This is a genomic window from Tissierellales bacterium (genome assembly GCA_035301805.1).
Taxonomy (GTDB): domain Bacteria; phylum Bacillota; class Clostridia; order Tissierellales; family DATGTQ01; genus DATGTQ01.
Genome location: DATGTQ010000270.1, coordinates 1 through 16,005 on the forward strand (window position 1 = coordinate 1; position 16,005 = coordinate 16,005).

General features: G+C 30.2%; 15 protein-coding genes. 14 read left to right on the forward strand and 1 reads right to left on the reverse strand.

From position 1 onward, the window contains the following. The 13 genes from VK071_13335 to VK071_13395 form a co-directional block, all read left to right on the forward strand. Nucleotides 1-227: hypothetical protein (locus VK071_13335; protein ID HLR36296.1), on the forward strand; the 227-nt coding region annotated here is incomplete at its 5' end. 136 nt (nt 228-363) lie between these two features. Continuing rightward, complete coding sequence (locus tag VK071_13340; protein ID HLR36297.1) at nt 364-1,218, forward strand: ABC transporter ATP-binding protein; 855 nt, start codon at nt 364-366, stop codon at nt 1,216-1,218. Continuing rightward, nucleotides 1,211-1,936: an ABC transporter permease gene (locus VK071_13345; protein ID HLR36298.1), complete on the forward strand. Its 726-nt coding sequence runs from the start codon at nt 1,211-1,213 to the stop codon at nt 1,934-1,936. The genes VK071_13340 and VK071_13345 overlap by 8 nt, the downstream gene beginning before the upstream one ends. A 2-nt stretch (nt 1,937-1,938) precedes the next feature. Then, the gene (locus tag VK071_13350; GenBank protein HLR36299.1) at nt 1,939-2,661 is read left to right on the forward strand and encodes an ABC transporter permease; all 723 of its coding nucleotides are present in this window, start codon (nt 1,939-1,941) and stop codon (nt 2,659-2,661) included. Between the two features lie 32 nt (nt 2,662-2,693). Then, a complete protein-coding gene (locus VK071_13355; protein ID HLR36300.1) occupies nt 2,694-3,347 on the forward strand; it encodes a TetR/AcrR family transcriptional regulator in 654 nt (217 codons plus the stop codon). 148 nt (nt 3,348-3,495) lie between these two features. Next, the gene (guaB, locus tag VK071_13360) at nt 3,496-4,947 is read left to right on the forward strand and encodes an IMP dehydrogenase (GenBank protein ID HLR36301.1); all 1,452 of its coding nucleotides are present in this window, start codon (nt 3,496-3,498) and stop codon (nt 4,945-4,947) included. 16 nt (nt 4,948-4,963) lie between these two features. After that, nucleotides 4,964-6,259, forward strand: coding sequence for a glutamine-hydrolyzing GMP synthase (gene guaA, locus VK071_13365; GenBank protein HLR36302.1), 1,296 nt, complete (start codon nt 4,964-4,966; stop codon nt 6,257-6,259). A 315-nt stretch (nt 6,260-6,574) separates the two neighbouring features. Next, complete coding sequence (locus VK071_13370; protein HLR36303.1) at nt 6,575-6,715, forward strand: RNA-binding domain-containing protein; 141 nt, start codon at nt 6,575-6,577, stop codon at nt 6,713-6,715. A 755-nt stretch (nt 6,716-7,470) separates the two neighbouring features. Continuing rightward, on the forward strand, nt 7,471-7,677 hold the full coding sequence (locus tag VK071_13375; protein HLR36304.1) for a helix-turn-helix transcriptional regulator: 207 nt from the start codon (nt 7,471-7,473) through the stop codon (nt 7,675-7,677). Further along, complete coding sequence (dcm, locus tag VK071_13380) at nt 7,678-8,721, forward strand: DNA (cytosine-5-)-methyltransferase (GenBank protein HLR36305.1); 1,044 nt, start codon at nt 7,678-7,680, stop codon at nt 8,719-8,721. Beyond that, nucleotides 8,718-9,803 (forward strand): HpaII family restriction endonuclease, encoded by a 1,086-nt coding sequence (locus VK071_13385; protein ID HLR36306.1) that lies wholly within the window; start codon nt 8,718-8,720, stop codon nt 9,801-9,803. Before dcm ends, VK071_13385 begins: the two co-directional genes overlap by 4 nt. 754 nt (nt 9,804-10,557) lie before the next feature. Further along, nucleotides 10,558-11,829: a hypothetical protein gene (locus VK071_13390; protein HLR36307.1), complete on the forward strand. Its 1,272-nt coding sequence runs from the start codon at nt 10,558-10,560 to the stop codon at nt 11,827-11,829. Nucleotides 11,830-12,362: 533 nt separating this feature from the next. Then, nucleotides 12,363-13,124 (forward strand): SDR family NAD(P)-dependent oxidoreductase, encoded by a 762-nt coding sequence (locus VK071_13395; GenBank protein HLR36308.1) that lies wholly within the window; start codon nt 12,363-12,365, stop codon nt 13,122-13,124. 136 nt (nt 13,125-13,260) lie between these two features. Here VK071_13395 and VK071_13400 read toward each other — a convergent pair whose 3' ends face one another. Continuing rightward, entirely contained in the window at nt 13,261-14,628 is a 1,368-nt protein-coding gene (locus tag VK071_13400; protein HLR36309.1) for an MATE family efflux transporter, read from the reverse strand. A 418-nt stretch (nt 14,629-15,046) separates the two neighbouring features. Here VK071_13400 and VK071_13405 point away from each other — a divergent pair, with 418 nt between their 5' ends. Continuing rightward, the gene (locus tag VK071_13405; GenBank protein ID HLR36310.1) at nt 15,047-15,985 is read left to right on the forward strand and encodes a linear amide C-N hydrolase; all 939 of its coding nucleotides are present in this window, start codon (nt 15,047-15,049) and stop codon (nt 15,983-15,985) included. Nucleotides 15,986-16,005 lie beyond the last annotated feature (20 nt).

Genomic DNA, 16,005 nt, shown 5'->3' on the forward strand with positions numbered 1-16,005 from the left:
TAAAAGAAGATCTATCTATTGTAAAATCTACATTGAAGGAGCATGGACAATTAATAAGGGCCTTGGAGCATAAAGTAGATGTTATTAAAGCTAAACAGGAGAGTATGAAACATGACGTTAATATGTTAGTTGGAGATTTTAAGACTATGGAAATGGCTTTAAATGCAATAGAAGCAACAACCATATATAATTGGAATGAAATAGCTAAATTAAAATCAACTAAATAGATAAAATTAAAACTATATTTTTAATAAAAGAGAATGTTAAATCATTCTCTTTTTTTATTGACAAGATTTATTAATTATATTACAATAGACCTATCAGTCTAGACCAAGTGGTCTAAGAATAAAGAGGTGATTCTTAATGTATGAAATTAAAGATTTAAGATTTAAGTATCCTAAAAACAAAGAGGAAACTATTAAAGGAATATCTTTTAATATTAAAGATGGGGAAATATTTGGGTTATTAGGGCCTAGTGGTGTAGGGAAAAGTACTACACAAAAAATTCTTATAAAACTATTAGATAATTATGATGGAGAGATTTTATACAAAGGGAAAGATTTAAAAAGCTATAAAAAATCCTATTATGAAGAAGTGGGTGTAGGCTTTGAAATGCCTGTACATTTTTCAAAATTGACTGCTGAAGAAAATATTAACTTTTTTAAAAAACTTTATAGTTCAAATATTGATACAGGTAGTTTAATGAAAAGAATTGGATTATATGAAGATAAGGATAAGAATGTAGAAGAGTATTCTAAGGGTATGAAAGTTAGGTTAAATTTTGTAAGGGCAATGTTAAATAATCCTAAGATTTTATTCTTAGATGAACCTACTAATGGATTGGATCCGAGGAATTCAAGAATATTAAAAGAAATTATTAAAGAATATAAACAAAATGGAGGAACAGTATTACTAACTACCCATTTAATGAATGATGTAGATGAACTATGTGATAGGGTGGCCTTTATGGCTAATGGTAAAATAGCAGAAATAGATAGTCCGAAGAATTTAAAACTGAAATATGGTGAGAGAAAAGTAGAAGTAGAATATAGAGAAGAAAATATAGTTAAGAAAGAATATTTTGATTTAGATAACTTGAAAACAGATAAGGACTTTATGAATATTATAAAAACTAAAGATATATTGACTATTCATAGTAAAGAGATGACCTTAGACGATATATTCATAAAGGTAACAGGGGTGAATACAAATGAATAACTTTACAACTTTGTTATCTGGTGAACTACAAAGAATGAAAAAGTATAATATATTGGTAGCTGGAATATTTGTTGCGCTTTTATGGATAGGAGTATTGTATTTTACGGATATAGACGATATAACTAATATGGTACCATCATTAATATTTATTGATGCTACTTCTATGTCTATGTTATTAGTCGGTGCCACTATGTTTTATGAAAAACAGGAAGGAACTATGAAAACTTTATTGGTTTCACCTATAAATAAGACTGAATATATACTAGCTAAGGTCTTTGCTAATATTAGTTCTAATGTTATTACATTAATACTAATTTATGTTTATGCTAAAGTTTTTAAAGAAGTAAGATTGAACTTTTTTGGATTAGTAGGTGGAGTAATACTGACAGCATTTTTTCATTCATTAATTGGTTTTATATTAACTTATAATACAAAAGATTTCACTGAAATGTTAATGGGAATGTTGAAATATACTTTTATATTTGCAATACCAGTTTTATTAGAACAAATAGGATTAATAAATAATGAAATAATTAGTAAGATTCTTTTTATAATACCTACTAAATCTTCCTCTATACTTTTACAAAGTACCAGTGGAGGAATGGAGACTTGGAAAATTTGGCTTTCTCTTATGTATTTAATAATTGCATCTATCGTATTGTTCTATATAGTATGGAAAAAATTTGATGATTTTGCTATAAAGGAAAGTGGTGATTAATTATGTATAGTAGCTTTGTAAAAAGTGAATTTAAAAAATGGAGTAGAGATTCTATGATGGGATTTATGGCTGTATATCCAATTTTATTTGGGATTATAGGAAGATATTTTGTTCCTTGGTTAGCAGACAAAAATGGTTTCAGTATAGATTTATATGCAGATTTAATAATAGTCATATTGACTTCAATGGTTCCTATTTCTTTTGGAGCATTAATTGCTTTTTCCATCCTTGAAGACAGAGAAGATAATATACTTACATCTGTAAAAGTTACACCCTTAAGTATTAATCAGTTTTTATCCTTTAGATTTATTATGGTTTTGGTTTTAACCTATATTACTACTGTATTTGTAATTTGGTTTTCTAATATTGGAAATTTGCATATAAAAAAAATATTAACCATTGCTTTTTTAGCATCTTTGGAAGCGCCTATGTATGGATTATTAATTAATTCTTTATCTAGCAATAAAATTGAAGGTTTTGCCGTAATGAAGGGGTTAGGGACTTTAATAGTATTTCCTATTATAGCTTTATTTTTCGTAGATAAAAAGGAATTATTTTTTGCCTTTGCACCGGGGTTTTGGGTGACTAAGGCTATAAGTAGCATAATTAGGGGAGAAGAAATACTTTATCTAACATATAATCAATATTATTTTATAGGTCTTACTTATCTAGTAATACTGAACCTTCTATCCTATAAACTTTTTAAAAAAAGAGTAAAAGTATAGATATGTGATAAAATGATTTTGGGGTGGTAATATTGAAAGAAAACAAAGGAAAAACCTTTGAAAAAAGAAATGACCTAATAAATGCAGCTCTACTGGAGTTTGGAGAAAAGGGTTATGAAAATGCCTCTCTTAACAATATATTAAAAGAAGCAGGTATAAGTAAGGGAACTTTTTACTATCATTATGAAAACAAAGAAGACTTATATATGTATTTAATGGATATACTTGTGGAAGAAAAATTTAAATTTCTCTCTAGAAGGATGGATAGTATAGATGTCAATGAGGATATATTTACCAAATTAAAATTAACAATAAAATTAGGAATGGAGTTTGCCAGTAAAAACCCTCAAATTAATAAATTCTCTCAAAGCTTTATTAAAGAATTTGGAACAGAGTCTCAGAATCAAATAATGGAAAAATATTTTATTGATAGAAGCGGTTATTTAGATGGTTTAACTAAAAAGTATGACTTTGAAAGTATAGATTATGTAGGGGAATTAATTGAAGAGGGCTATGCCAGAGGTGAAATAAGAGAAGATTTACCTAAGAAATTTGTAAAACAAATAGTAAATTATTTATTCTATAATTTACAACGGATTGTTAATACTGATAATCTAGATGAATACGGAGCTGCTGCTAATAATTTGGTAGATTTTATTAAAGGTGGTTTAAAAAATAATAATTAAAACTTTCCTTTGTAGAAAAGGAAAGTTTTTTTCTTGACATTTTATCTAATATTTGTTACCTTTAAAAGAATATTAGTATACTATTAAGGGAAGGTTTAAAAGTAATTATGCTATACTATTTATAATATTGATAAAGGAGGATTTTCGTATGGAGATTGTTGGAGAAGGGTTAACATTTGATGATGTACTTTTAGTGCCTGGTAAATCTAAGGTTTTACCTAGGGATGCCAAGATAAATACTAATTTAACAAAGAAAATTAAATTAAACATACCTATAATGAGTGCAGGTATGGATACAGTTACAGAAGCTAGAATGGCTATTGCAATAGCAAGAGAAGGCGGAATTGGTATTATTCATAAAAATATGTCTATAAAGGAACAGGCTTTAGAAGTGGATAGAGTAAAAAGATCGGAGCATGGAATTATTACGGATCCATTTTATTTATCCCCTGATCATAATGTTTCTGATGCATTAGAGGTTATGGAAAGATATCATATTTCTGGTGTACCTATTACTGATGAAGACAGAAAATTATTAGGTATTATTACTAATAGAGATATACGCTTTGAAACGGATACTTCTAAAAAGATTAATGATGTAATGACTAAAGAAAATTTAGTTACTGCAAGTGGAAATATTTCTATGGATGAAGCTTTAGAAATTCTAAAGCAACATAAAATAGAAAAACTTCCTTTAGTAGACGAAAATTATAAATTGGCAGGACTTATAACTATTAAGGATATAGAAAAATCAATTAAACACCCAAATTCTGCAAAAGATGAATCGGGAAGATTACTTGCTGGAGCGGCAGTAGGTGTTACCAATGATATGATGGATAGAGTAGAAGCTTTAGTAGAGGCAAAAGTTGATCTAATAGTATTAGATACAGCTCATGGACATTCAATGGGAGTAATTGATGCAGTTAAACGGATAAAGTTAGAATATCCAGATTTACAAGTTATAGCAGGAAATGTGGCTACTGGAGAAGCTACTGAAGATTTAATAAAAGCTGGAGCAGATGCTGTAAAAGTTGGTATAGGACCTGGTTCTATTTGTACTACAAGGGTAATAACAGGAATTGGTGTACCTCAAATTACTGCTATTATGAATTGTGCTAAAGTAGCCAAGAAATATAGTGTTCCAATTATTGCTGATGGGGGTATAAAATATTCAGGAGATATAACTAAGGCTTTAGCCGTAGGAGCTAATGTAGTAATGATAGGCTCACTTTTTGCTGGCACTAGCGAAAGTCCAGGAGAAGAAGAATTATACGAAGGTAGGAGATTTAAAGTTTATAGAGGTATGGGTTCTTTAGCTGCAATGGGTGAAGGTAGTAAAGATAGATATTTCCAAGAAAATACTAAAAAGCTTGTACCAGAAGGCGTTGAAGGAAGAGTAGAATATAAAGGACCTTTAGGAGATGTTGCCTATCAACTAGTTGGAGGTTTAAGATCTGGTATGGGTTATGTAGGCGCTGAAAATATAAAACAATTACAAGAAAAAGCTAAATTAGTAAAAATCACAAATGCCGGACTTATAGAAAATCATCCACATGACATACACATAACTAAAGAATCACCAAACTACAGCAGAAGGTAGTTAAGGAGGCGATATATTGATATTAATACTTGATTTTGGTGGAAAATGCGGAAGGGTTGTAGGTAGAATTATTAGAGAATCTAAAGTATATTGTGAAATATTACCCTATAATACTTCCATAGAGAAAATTAAAGAAAAAGATCCCCAAGGTATTATTTTAACAGGAGATGCAGAAGATGAGAAGGTGGCAAGGATTGATAAAAACATACCTAAATTAGATTTGCCAACAATAGGGATGGGGTGTAAAAACCAAATATTAACGAAAGAATATGGTATTCAAACCTATCCTGAAAGTGAATATAATGAAAATAATAAGAGGATTGTTGAAAACTTTTTATTTAAAGTATGTGAATGTAAACCCTATTGGGATATGAAGGACTTTGTAGATAATACTATTAAAGATATTAAAGAAAAAGTGGGAAATGGGAAAGCATTATGTGGATTATCAGGAGGAGTAGATTCTACTGTAGCAGCAGTATTAGTTCATGAAGCCATAGGTGATAATTTAGTTTGTGTATTTGTTGACAACGGACTCCTTAGAAAAAATGAGGTTAGTGAAGTTGAAAGCTTTTTTAAAGATAGGTTTGATATGAATATAATAACTGTTGATGCTAAAGATAGATTTTTAAACGAACTTAAAGGAGTTATTGAGCCTGAACAAAAAAGAAAAGTAATTGGAGAAGAATTTATAAGAGTTTTTGAAGAAGAACAAAAGAAATTAACAGACATAGATTTTTTAGTACAAGGTACTATATACCCAGATGTTATTGAAAGTGGTGGTGACGAACATACAGTTGTAAAAAGCCATCATAATGTTGGGGGATTACCTGAAGATGTAAACTTTGAACTTATAGAACCTTTAAGACAATTGTTTAAAGATGAAGTTCGAAAAGTCGGAACTATTTTAGATATTCCAGAACAAGCAGTAAATCGACAGCCATTTCCAGGGCCAGGTTTAGGTGTTAGAGTATTAGGAGAAGTTACAGAAGAAAAATTAGAAGTCGTAAGAGAAGCGGATTATATATTCAGGGAAGAAATCAAAAATGCTGGCCTTGATAAAAAGATATGGCAATACTTTGCCCTTCTTCCCGATATAAGAAGTGTAGGAATGACCAAAGGAAAAAGGACTTATAATTATACCGTAGCTTTAAGGTCAGTGCATAGTATTGATGGTATGACTGCAGAATGGGCAAGAATACCTTTAGATGTATTAGAAAGGGTTTCCAATAGAATTACTAGAGAAATTGAACAGGTAAATAGAGTAGTTTATGATATAACTAATAAACCACCTGGAACAATTGAGTGGGAGTAGTACCCAATTTCATGTAAGCAAAGCGAACAAACGAAATTGATGGTACTACCCCTGTCAGGGTTGGCGAGGCTTATACCGACCAAAGGAAGGTATAAGCCCGCAACCTAGGTTGGGAGTAAGAAACAAAAGTCTTGGAACCTTTGGAAACAGAGGAACCAAGACTTTTTTAATTTAAAAATTATTAAAATAAAGCTACATAAGCATATTTATAATTTCAGATTTATTAAATATCAGTTATATACTAAACAAACAAATAGTATATAATATAATTGGAGGTTTCTAGATGAAAATAAAAAAGTAGATAGGAAGTTGAAAATGATGAAGATAAACCATATTTTAGAAATGATTAATTCTGGTGAAGGATTGAATATTGAATTTAAAGAAAGTAGAAATAAATTAAATAAGGATGTATTTGATTCAGTATGTGCTTTCTTAAATCGGAACGGGGGACATTAAATAAGCCCTACTTTTTACTTAACCATAGATGAGATAGAAATAGATAATAAGATAATTTTATACATTTTTGTCCCCCGAGAGTTCACGAGTCCACAGATGTAATGGAAAAATATATGATAGAAACGAAGATGGTGATATAAATATCACTGATAACGCAAGTTTAGTATCCACAATGGAAAATTACTTTCCTAACTGAAAAATAGTTAGAACGGATAGAACTATAAGAATTACATTAGGAGGAAGATCTATCCCTGTGAAAACTTATCACGAAAAACAAATACCTAAGCAGATGAAAATGTAACCTGATTTGTAACTACTTTTTAAAACCCTATATATTAGGCAATGAGAAATTAAGAAGTTGATAAAATGGTCATTTATTAAGAGTCAATTTTTTATAAAATCCCAATTTAGGGAGTTTTTAATTAATAGGTTACAATTACAACTCCCTCTGTGCTAATTTAAATATAGAGGGAGCATTTATTTTTTGATAAATATTTAAGGTTAAGTAGTAAGCGTAGGAAGTGAGTCTCAATTCCAGAATCCAACTCAATTTGTTAGAAATTTATATTGGATAATGCTCGTTGATGGAGGAAATTGGGTTAAATCAAAGGGATATTGCTGAAGTTACCATAAATTTTAAAAAAAGAATGTTAGTTCTTTTTTGTGCTGATTCGATTGATAAAAAAGCTGAAATTTGATATAATTTATTCATGCTAGTAAAGCAAATATTCATATTTATAAAGATTGGAGATTATATGAAATTTTCGTACAATAAATTATGGAAGATACTCATTGATAAAGAAATGATGAAAGAAGATTTAAGAAATAAGACAAAAATATCATCGGCAACAATGGCAAGACTTGGGAAAAATCAACCTGTAAGTCTTGATGTGCTGGGAAGAATCTGTCAAGTATTGGATTGTGATATCGGTGATATTGTTTCTTATAGGGGGGACGAATAAATGTATAAGTCTGTAGATTTATTTGCGGGTATAGGCGGAATAAGATTAGGATTTGAAGATGCTTTTAAAGATGACATAGAAACTGTGTTTGTTAGTGAATGGGATAAAAAAGCCCAAGAAACATATGAAGCTAATTTTGATGATGAATTTGAAATTAACGGTGATATTACAAAGATAAAAGAAGAATCTATTCCTGAGCATGATATTTTGCTTGCAGGATTTCCTTGTCAAGCATTTTCGTTAGCGGGACAGCAAAAAGGTTTTGAGGATGCCAGAGGCACACTTTTCTTTGATGTTGCAAGAATAGTGCAATACCATAAACCTAAAGTGGTTTTTGCTGAAAATGTAAAGAATTTAGTGAGACATGACAGAGGAAAAACATACAGAACTATAAAAAGAATACTACAAGATCTGGATTATGTAGTTTATGATGAAGTATTAAATAGCAAGGATTTTGGAGTACCTCAAAACCGTGAAAGAATTTATATTGTAGCTTTCAGAGAAGATATAGCACCTGAGTATTTTGTATTCCCTAAAGGATGTGAAACGGAAGTTTCTATAAATAATATCATTGAAGAGGAAGAAGTTTCGCCTAAATATTATATATCGGATGTTTACTTAGCTTCATTAAAAAGACATAAAGAAAGACATGCAAAAAGAGGAAACGGTTTTGGTTATCAAATTAGAGACCTTGATGATATAGCAGGTGCTATAGTGTGTGGAGGTATGGGAAGAGAAAGAAATCTTATAATTGATGAAAGACTTACAGATTTTACACCAGTAACCCATATAAAAGGTGAAATAAACAGACAGTATATTAGAAGAATGACTCCGAGAGAATGGGCAAGATTGCAAGGATTCACTGATGATTTTAAATTTGTAGTAGCAGATACACACCTTTACAATCAATTCGGTAACACTGTTACAATCCCTGTTATTAGTGCCATAGCGAAGAATATAAAAAGGAGCCTTGAAGGAGAAGTCTTAGAAATAGAAAAACCTAGTACTGAACAATTAAATTTTCTTGAAGGAGAAGTCATATGATTAGAGGGAATAAAGGAGAATGGTCCGAAATATATGTCTTATTCAGATTGCTGGCTGAAGGTAAAATATATGCGGCTGATGAAAATCTTAATAAATTAGAAGATATATACTTTCCTATTATAGAAATAATCAGAGAAGAAACTGAGGATAAGCTTAATAAATATAAGACAGGAGATCCTGTTGAGATATATCTAGACGGTAATAAAATTAAAGAGATATCAACGGCTGAATTTAATAAAGAAGCAGACTATTTATTAGAGACTTTAAAATCTGATGAACATAAAAGAGCTTTCGAAATAGAAAAAACTGAAAAGTTTATGAATGAGATAGACTGCTATAAGATTTCAGCTCCGTCATTGGATAAGACTGATATTACAATGAAAATAATAGATATAAATACAGGCTATAGTCCAGCGGTAGGATTTAGTATAAAATCAGAGTTAGGTTCAACCCCTACTCTATTAAATGCAGGGAAAACTACTAACTTCATTTTTAAAATAGAACATGATTATGACGATCTTGTAAAAGAAGCAAATAAGATTTACAGAGTTTCTAGGGGCAAAAATCATACTGATGTTAAGGGACGTATAAAAAAAATTATAGAAGAAGGTGGCAAGTTCAAATATTATGATATGCAAAATCGAACCTTTAAAAATAATCTTGTACTAATAGACAGCAATATGGATAAAATAATTGCCGAAACTTTACTTCATTTTTATAGAGACGGAATAAATGACTGTGCTTCAATGGTTAAAAAACTGGAAGAAGAAAACCCTATGAATTTTGGAAATGTCCATGCATATGGGTATAAGTTTAAAAAGTTTTTATCAGCAGTCGCATTAGGAATGAGACCTGCTACAATTTGGGACGGAATAGATGAAGCGACAGGCGGTTATATAATAGTAACTAAACAAGGCAGAGTTGTAGCCTATCATATATATAACAGAAACTATTTTGAAGATTATCTATTGAATAACACAAAATACGAAACTGCATCAACTTCAAGGCATGAGTTCGGCGAGCTATATCAGGAAGGCGGTAAAGATTTTATAAAGCTGAATTTGCAAGTAAGATTTATATAAAATGACTAAGAAGAATAAACCTATGTCTAGAAGCTAAAAATGAAAGAAATGTTTGTATACAATTATCAGTTATAGATACAAATAAACTAGATGAAGTGATAAAATCTAAGTAAAAACCATAGTGGGAAGATAAACCACTATGGTTTTTACTTGGATCATATATTCATGCAGGATAAATTTATCATTTCCAAAGCAGGGAATTTCAAGAAAAAGTTGAAATTGTTTAAGAGGTATTATAAGATTTACCTGAATGGAGATATACACTGCATGAGTGTTAAAAAGCATTCCATAGGAAAATAATTGGACAGCAACTTTACTTTGAATTAGAACAGTGTGGAAAAAGTAAACATAAATATCTCCAAGTTAAAATTGTAGACGAGGTCATTACAAGGAGTATAACAAAACTTTTGCTTTTTATAAAGGTGTTGTTTTTACTAAGCTAGAGGTATTTCTAAAATTATGGGATGAATGGGATCTATGATTAATTATGATTAAAGCTATATAGATAAAAAGCAGAGATTTAAGAAATAATTAGGAGGAAATTCTGTTGGATAAAAAGAAGAATTATATGTTTCGATCTATAGTTTTAAATCCGTTGGTATTAGTTATCTATAGTGTAATTTGTTTTTATTTATATTCTCTTTTTCAATATGGAGGACTGAAAAGAAAAATTCCCATTATTTTAGGGGGTATTATTCTTTTGATAGTTTGGTTCTTATGGTGTTTTTATAGAAGCAAAAAAGAGAGAAAGAACTTGAGTGAAAAGAATTACCTAGAGACCAATAAATTGAGAATAAGTAAAGCATGGTATTTTGTAGCATTAATTATTTTATTGTCAACTACCTTAGTTACGGGCACAAAGGTATACCAAAGTGCTATTAACTATCAAGGTAAATTATCATGGTTTATCCATGAACTAAAAATTAAACGTAAAATAGAGTTTGTTCATGATAATATTTACCATGATAGCTTGGAGGGTCTTTTTGAGGATATACAAAAAGAGATAACCTTACCAGAAGAATTATATGTTTCCACTGACTTTCGATTAAAATTTAATAAGGGTGGTCAGATTATATCTTTAGATACCTTTTTATATGGAAAGGATCAGGAGGGTGAAACTCAAAGCTTCCTTATAACTTATGATAGAAATAAAGGAGAAGATGTGACCATCTATCTAAACGGTTATGTAGATGCCAATTATAATGAGGAAAAGAAATTACAACCCCTAATGGATCTTGTAGAATGGATTTTACTTGAAGAAACAGTTAGTGGATGGAGTGAAGAACAATACGAGATCTTATATACAGGTTTTTGCAACTGGGGTTATAATAGCGAAGGAATCGTTTATATTGATGAAAATGGAGAGACAAAACAACTGGATCCTCCAAAGGATGAAATAGTAGGTTATACCGTATCTGTTTATGTACCACACAGAGAGGAGAGCATAACACCTATACGCTTTATTCATAATAAGCACAGAGTGCTTGCAGGAAAAGATGATGAACAACTCAATAATCAATGGGATATAGGTTATAGTTATAATGAGGGAGAAGAAACCTTCTTTTTAGATGAAAATCTAGGATATCAACTATCTGTAGTAGATGCAGCCTTAGGTAGTCGATTTTATGCCTTACTTCAAACACAAGATGGGGGATATACTTGGGAAACTATAAATTCAGATCCTTTTTTAAATAATACTGGAGTGTCTAGTGGGATTACATATATCAATAAAAACCTAGGGTTTATAGGACTGTCCTACAGTGGAGGTTCTTTTGCAGAACTATATAGAACCGAAGATGGAGGGCTTTCTTTTGAAAAAGTATATTTTCCAAAGGTTGAAGTTCGTTTGAATGAAACTGAAACATATAATCCATTTGATTTTCCTGAAAAGCCCTTTGTAGAAGATGGAAAGCTATATTTATTAGTAGGTCAGGGACAAGACGGAGATTATAAAGGTGGGATCAAGGCATTGTATCAATCCGAGGATAATGGAGAGACATGGGAGTATATAAAGGAAGTACAATAAAACAAATTTATTAGGTATAGAACCTAAAAATATATTGATAAGGATAATGAGGATTTAAGATAGAATAATTTTAAGAAGTTGGATGCTGAAAGAATGTATAATACTATATCCAATAAGGTTTCCCATTTATAAAAAAACTAAATGAAAACTCTAGTTCATCCTTTGCTAGATATATGGGAGATGCTATGTTTGTTATACCTGCTCCTTTAATGTTACAAAGAATAGTAACTGGAATAACTTGTTTAGTAAAAGATGATTGTGTTATCCCTATCATGGTTGGCGATATTTGTAGCGACCAACGGCTGGAGTAGTAAACAAAAGTCTTAGAACCTTTGGAAACAGAGGAACCAAGACTTTTTTGTTTTATGAAAGTATTAAAATAGTAGCATTAAGATTTAATCTATTAAATACAATAAATAAGAATAAGTAAGATGGGTAAGTAATTATAATAAGATGTAAAATTATTTATAATTATTTTAAACGGAATCTATATCATATAGAAGGCTAAAAATACTAGTAATAGGAGGATTTTAATGATTAAGAGGTTTGAAGACAAGGTAGTTTTAATTACAGGTGGATCAGGAGATATTGGAAAAACTGCAGCTGAATTATTTTTAAAAGAAGGTGCAAAGGTTGCTATCGTGGGAACTAATGATGAAAAGTTAGCAAAAGTAAAAGAAAGTTTGGGAGATGTCCTAACGATTAGAGCAGATGTAACTAAAGAAGAAGAAGTTAAAAACTATGTAGAGAAAACAGTTGAAGAATATGGAAGAATTGACGTATTCTTTAATAACGCTGGAACTGAAGGGAAAATTTCATCAATAATAGAACAAGACATGAATGATGTTAGGAAAGTTATAGACATTAACGTAATTGGTGCGTTTATGGGACTAAAATATGTAATCCCTGTAATGCAAAAACAAGGATCTGGTAGTATTATAAACACATCATCAGATGCAGGTTTAGCAGGATCACCAGGGCTGGCTCCATATGTAGCATCAAAACATGCAGTTGTTGGACTTACAAAAACTGCAGCTTTAGAAGTTGCAAAGGATAATATTAGAGTAAATTCTATTAATCCTACTAATATAGAAGGAAGAATGATGGAATCTATAGAATCGGGTCTAGATCCTGAAGATCCAGAATCAATAAAACAAGAATGGCTTAATGCAATACCAATGGGAAGATACGCAACATTAGAGGAAGTTGCGAAACTTGTATTGTTTTTAGCATCAGATGACGCATCATTTATAACAGGAGCTCAATATGTAATTGACGGAGGAATATTAGCTTAAAATAAAAAAGATAAATCAACACTTTAGTTGCATTTGTTGCAATTAAAGTGTTTTGTTTATTAATTTATTTTATTAGCTAATTCATATATTTTTATTTTTCCTCTTTAGTCTTTCTTTTTACCTGCCTTTAAAATATTTATTGTAATTTAATATACTTCCATTTATCAGTTCTATATCTAACAACTATACCTACCCATCTAGTTATTTGATCGAACAACATGGCAATCCATGCTCCAATTAACCCCATTCCTACTATATTAATAAGTATATATGCTACCACCAATCTAATGACTACCACACCTGTCATAGTAACGATTAAAGTTGATACAGTATCTCCAGCACCTCTTAAGCCACCGGAAATGGCAAATGCTGATGCTTGGAAGGGTTGAATTAGTGCTATTATCTTCATAACACCAATAGATTGTTCAATAATCGCTGGATCATCTGTATATAGGGCTGTAAGTTTTGGACCAAAGAAGTAAAATATCAATCCAAAAAAAATGGAAGATATTAGAGCTAATCTATTAGTTTCTTTAATAAATCTATCGGCTTTGTCCGTTCTTTCTTGGCCAAGGGAATTACCTACTAAAGTAGATGCAGCTATACCAAAAGCTTGACCAGGTGCAAAAGAAAGGCTTATGATATTTGAAGCAATTTGATGAGTAGCATATACTACAGTTCCAAGGCCAGATACTATTCTTATAAACAATATAACCCCTACTCTAAATCCCACTTGTTCCAAAGCCGCTGGTCCCCCTACTTTAATAAGGTTTTGTATAATAGGTTTATTAAACTTAAACCCTTTAGAAATATCTAATCTAACTATATGAGATTTATTTAATAATATTATGAATAATACAATAGATGCTATTACATGGGACAGTGAAGTAGATATTCCTGCACCAGTAACTCCAAGGGCTGGTAGTCCAAACTTACCAAAAATTAAGACATAGTTGCCAATTACATTTAATAAGTTAATACATATATTTATTAGCATTGGAGTTCTAGTATCACCTGCACCTCTCATAGATGCGAATATAGAGAGATTAAAGGATTGAAAGATAAAACCTAATATAATAATTCTAAAATAATTAAGTCCTATATTAATAGTATCTTGCTTTGCGCCAATAAACCCCATTATACGTTCGGGGATTAATTGATTAATTGCTACAAAGGGAATAATAAGTACAATTATCATTAGGACAATTAGATGTTTAACTACATTTGGCACTCTTTCCTCTTTGTTGGCTCCACAATATCTAGATATCATTGCAGTACCACCAGCACTCATAGCCTGAGCCATAGCTATGCCTATAAACATCACTTGATTTGTTATACCAACTGCAGCAATTGATGGTGTAGTGATATTAATTGGACCGCTATTACCTACCATCATCATATCTACCATTCCAAAAAGACTACTTATAAGTAGTTCGAAAAATACAGGTATTGTTAATCTAATAGTTTTATTACGATAATAACTTGAATTGTCATTTATATTCAATATATCACTCCTAAAAATCTGTATTGCATTCTCTTTAAGACATAATCAATAATAACATATTTAAGGTCTAAACAAAATAATGTTCATATGATTAACCTAGTGAAATATGGAATATTAATATTCAAATAAATCATAGGATAAACAGAGCAATAATGATTTTTAACGCCTTTAGGTTTATTGTACCCCAGTTATAATATGAAATCCCACTTTAATTTTTTGCAAAAATTCTTTTATCCTCTATAAGTGGGGATGAATTGCAGTATATTCTAATAATATATAGGTAATATGATATAATCAGTATTAATAACAAAAGATTGACTATGTGAGGGAATTAGATACAAATAGTCATTTAGTATATAGATTTTAGTATCTATTGATATAATTAAAAAACATATATTATGGTAAAAAGAGGGATAGTATGTGTACAGGTATAAAAATAAATTATGAAGATGGTTGTGTAATGGGGAGGACAATGGATTATGAATTTCCTTTAAACTATAATGTAATCTATTTACCGAAAAATTATAATTTTTGTAATGATTTAATGGGCAAGCCATTGTATTCAAAATATGAGGCATTAGGGATATGTTTTGAAAATAAAGATCCATTGAAAGATGGTGTAAATGAATATGGGTTAATAGGGATTACCAATGCTTTTTCAGGGTTTAATCTTTATGCTAATCAGGTGAAAACAGAAAAAATTAATATTTCAAGTTTGGATTACTTTACCTATGCCCTTACAAACTATAAATCTGTAGAGGAATTAATTGAAGACTTACCAAATATTCATATATCTACTAAAGATTATAGGGAAGAAAATGTACTATCACCAGATTTTCATTTTATGTTTGCTGATTCTACTAAAAGATGCATTGTTATTGAACCTAAAAAAGGGGAATTAATATATTATGAAAATCCATATGATGTAATAACTAATTCACCAGGATTTAAATCCCATGTTAGAAGACTGAATAAGCTTATAGATTTAGATAATCTTGAAGAATTTAACTCTGCTAAAGATTTGCCTGGAGGATATGATCCTAGTTCTAGATTTATTAAAGCTTTTTATCTAACTAGAATGAATGTTAAACCCAATAGTTATAAAGAAGCACTTTCATATTCTTATAATATAATGGCTGCAATGACTATGCCAAATGGATTTGTTAGAAATAAAAGGTATAATCACACTACTTATACTAGATATATTTGTTCTTATGATTCAAAACATAAACTACTAACAGTAAAATCTAATACTAATCCAACGGTTTATCAATTAGGATTTGAAGACATAGAAGACAAAGATAAAAGACAAGCATTTTTCTTAGATACAGATTTTGTTGCAGAAAAATTAAAATAGATAAGGTTCTAGGATTAATA

What these genes read in the sequence shown, in the direction of transcription:
- VK071_13340 (HLR36297.1), top strand. Translation starts at nt 364, where the DNA reads ATGTATGAAATTAAAGATTTAAGATTTAAGTATCCTAAAAACAAAGAG.
- VK071_13345 (HLR36298.1), top strand. Translation starts at nt 1,211, where the DNA reads ATGAATAACTTTACAACTTTGTTATCTGGTGAACTACAAAGAATGAAA.
- VK071_13350 (HLR36299.1), top strand. Translation starts at nt 1,939, where the DNA reads ATGTATAGTAGCTTTGTAAAAAGTGAATTTAAAAAATGGAGTAGAGAT.
- guaB (HLR36301.1), top strand. Translation starts at nt 3,496, where the DNA reads ATGGAGATTGTTGGAGAAGGGTTAACATTTGATGATGTACTTTTAGTG.
- VK071_13370 (HLR36303.1), top strand. Translation starts at nt 6,575, where the DNA reads ATGATGAAGATAAACCATATTTTAGAAATGATTAATTCTGGTGAAGGA.
- VK071_13375 (HLR36304.1), top strand. Translation starts at nt 7,471, where the DNA reads ATGAAATTTTCGTACAATAAATTATGGAAGATACTCATTGATAAAGAA.
- dcm (HLR36305.1), top strand. Translation starts at nt 7,678, where the DNA reads ATGTATAAGTCTGTAGATTTATTTGCGGGTATAGGCGGAATAAGATTA.
- VK071_13385 (HLR36306.1), top strand. Translation starts at nt 8,718, where the DNA reads ATGATTAGAGGGAATAAAGGAGAATGGTCCGAAATATATGTCTTATTC.
- VK071_13395 (HLR36308.1), top strand. Translation starts at nt 12,363, where the DNA reads ATGATTAAGAGGTTTGAAGACAAGGTAGTTTTAATTACAGGTGGATCA.
- VK071_13405 (HLR36310.1), top strand. Translation starts at nt 15,047, where the DNA reads ATGTGTACAGGTATAAAAATAAATTATGAAGATGGTTGTGTAATGGGG.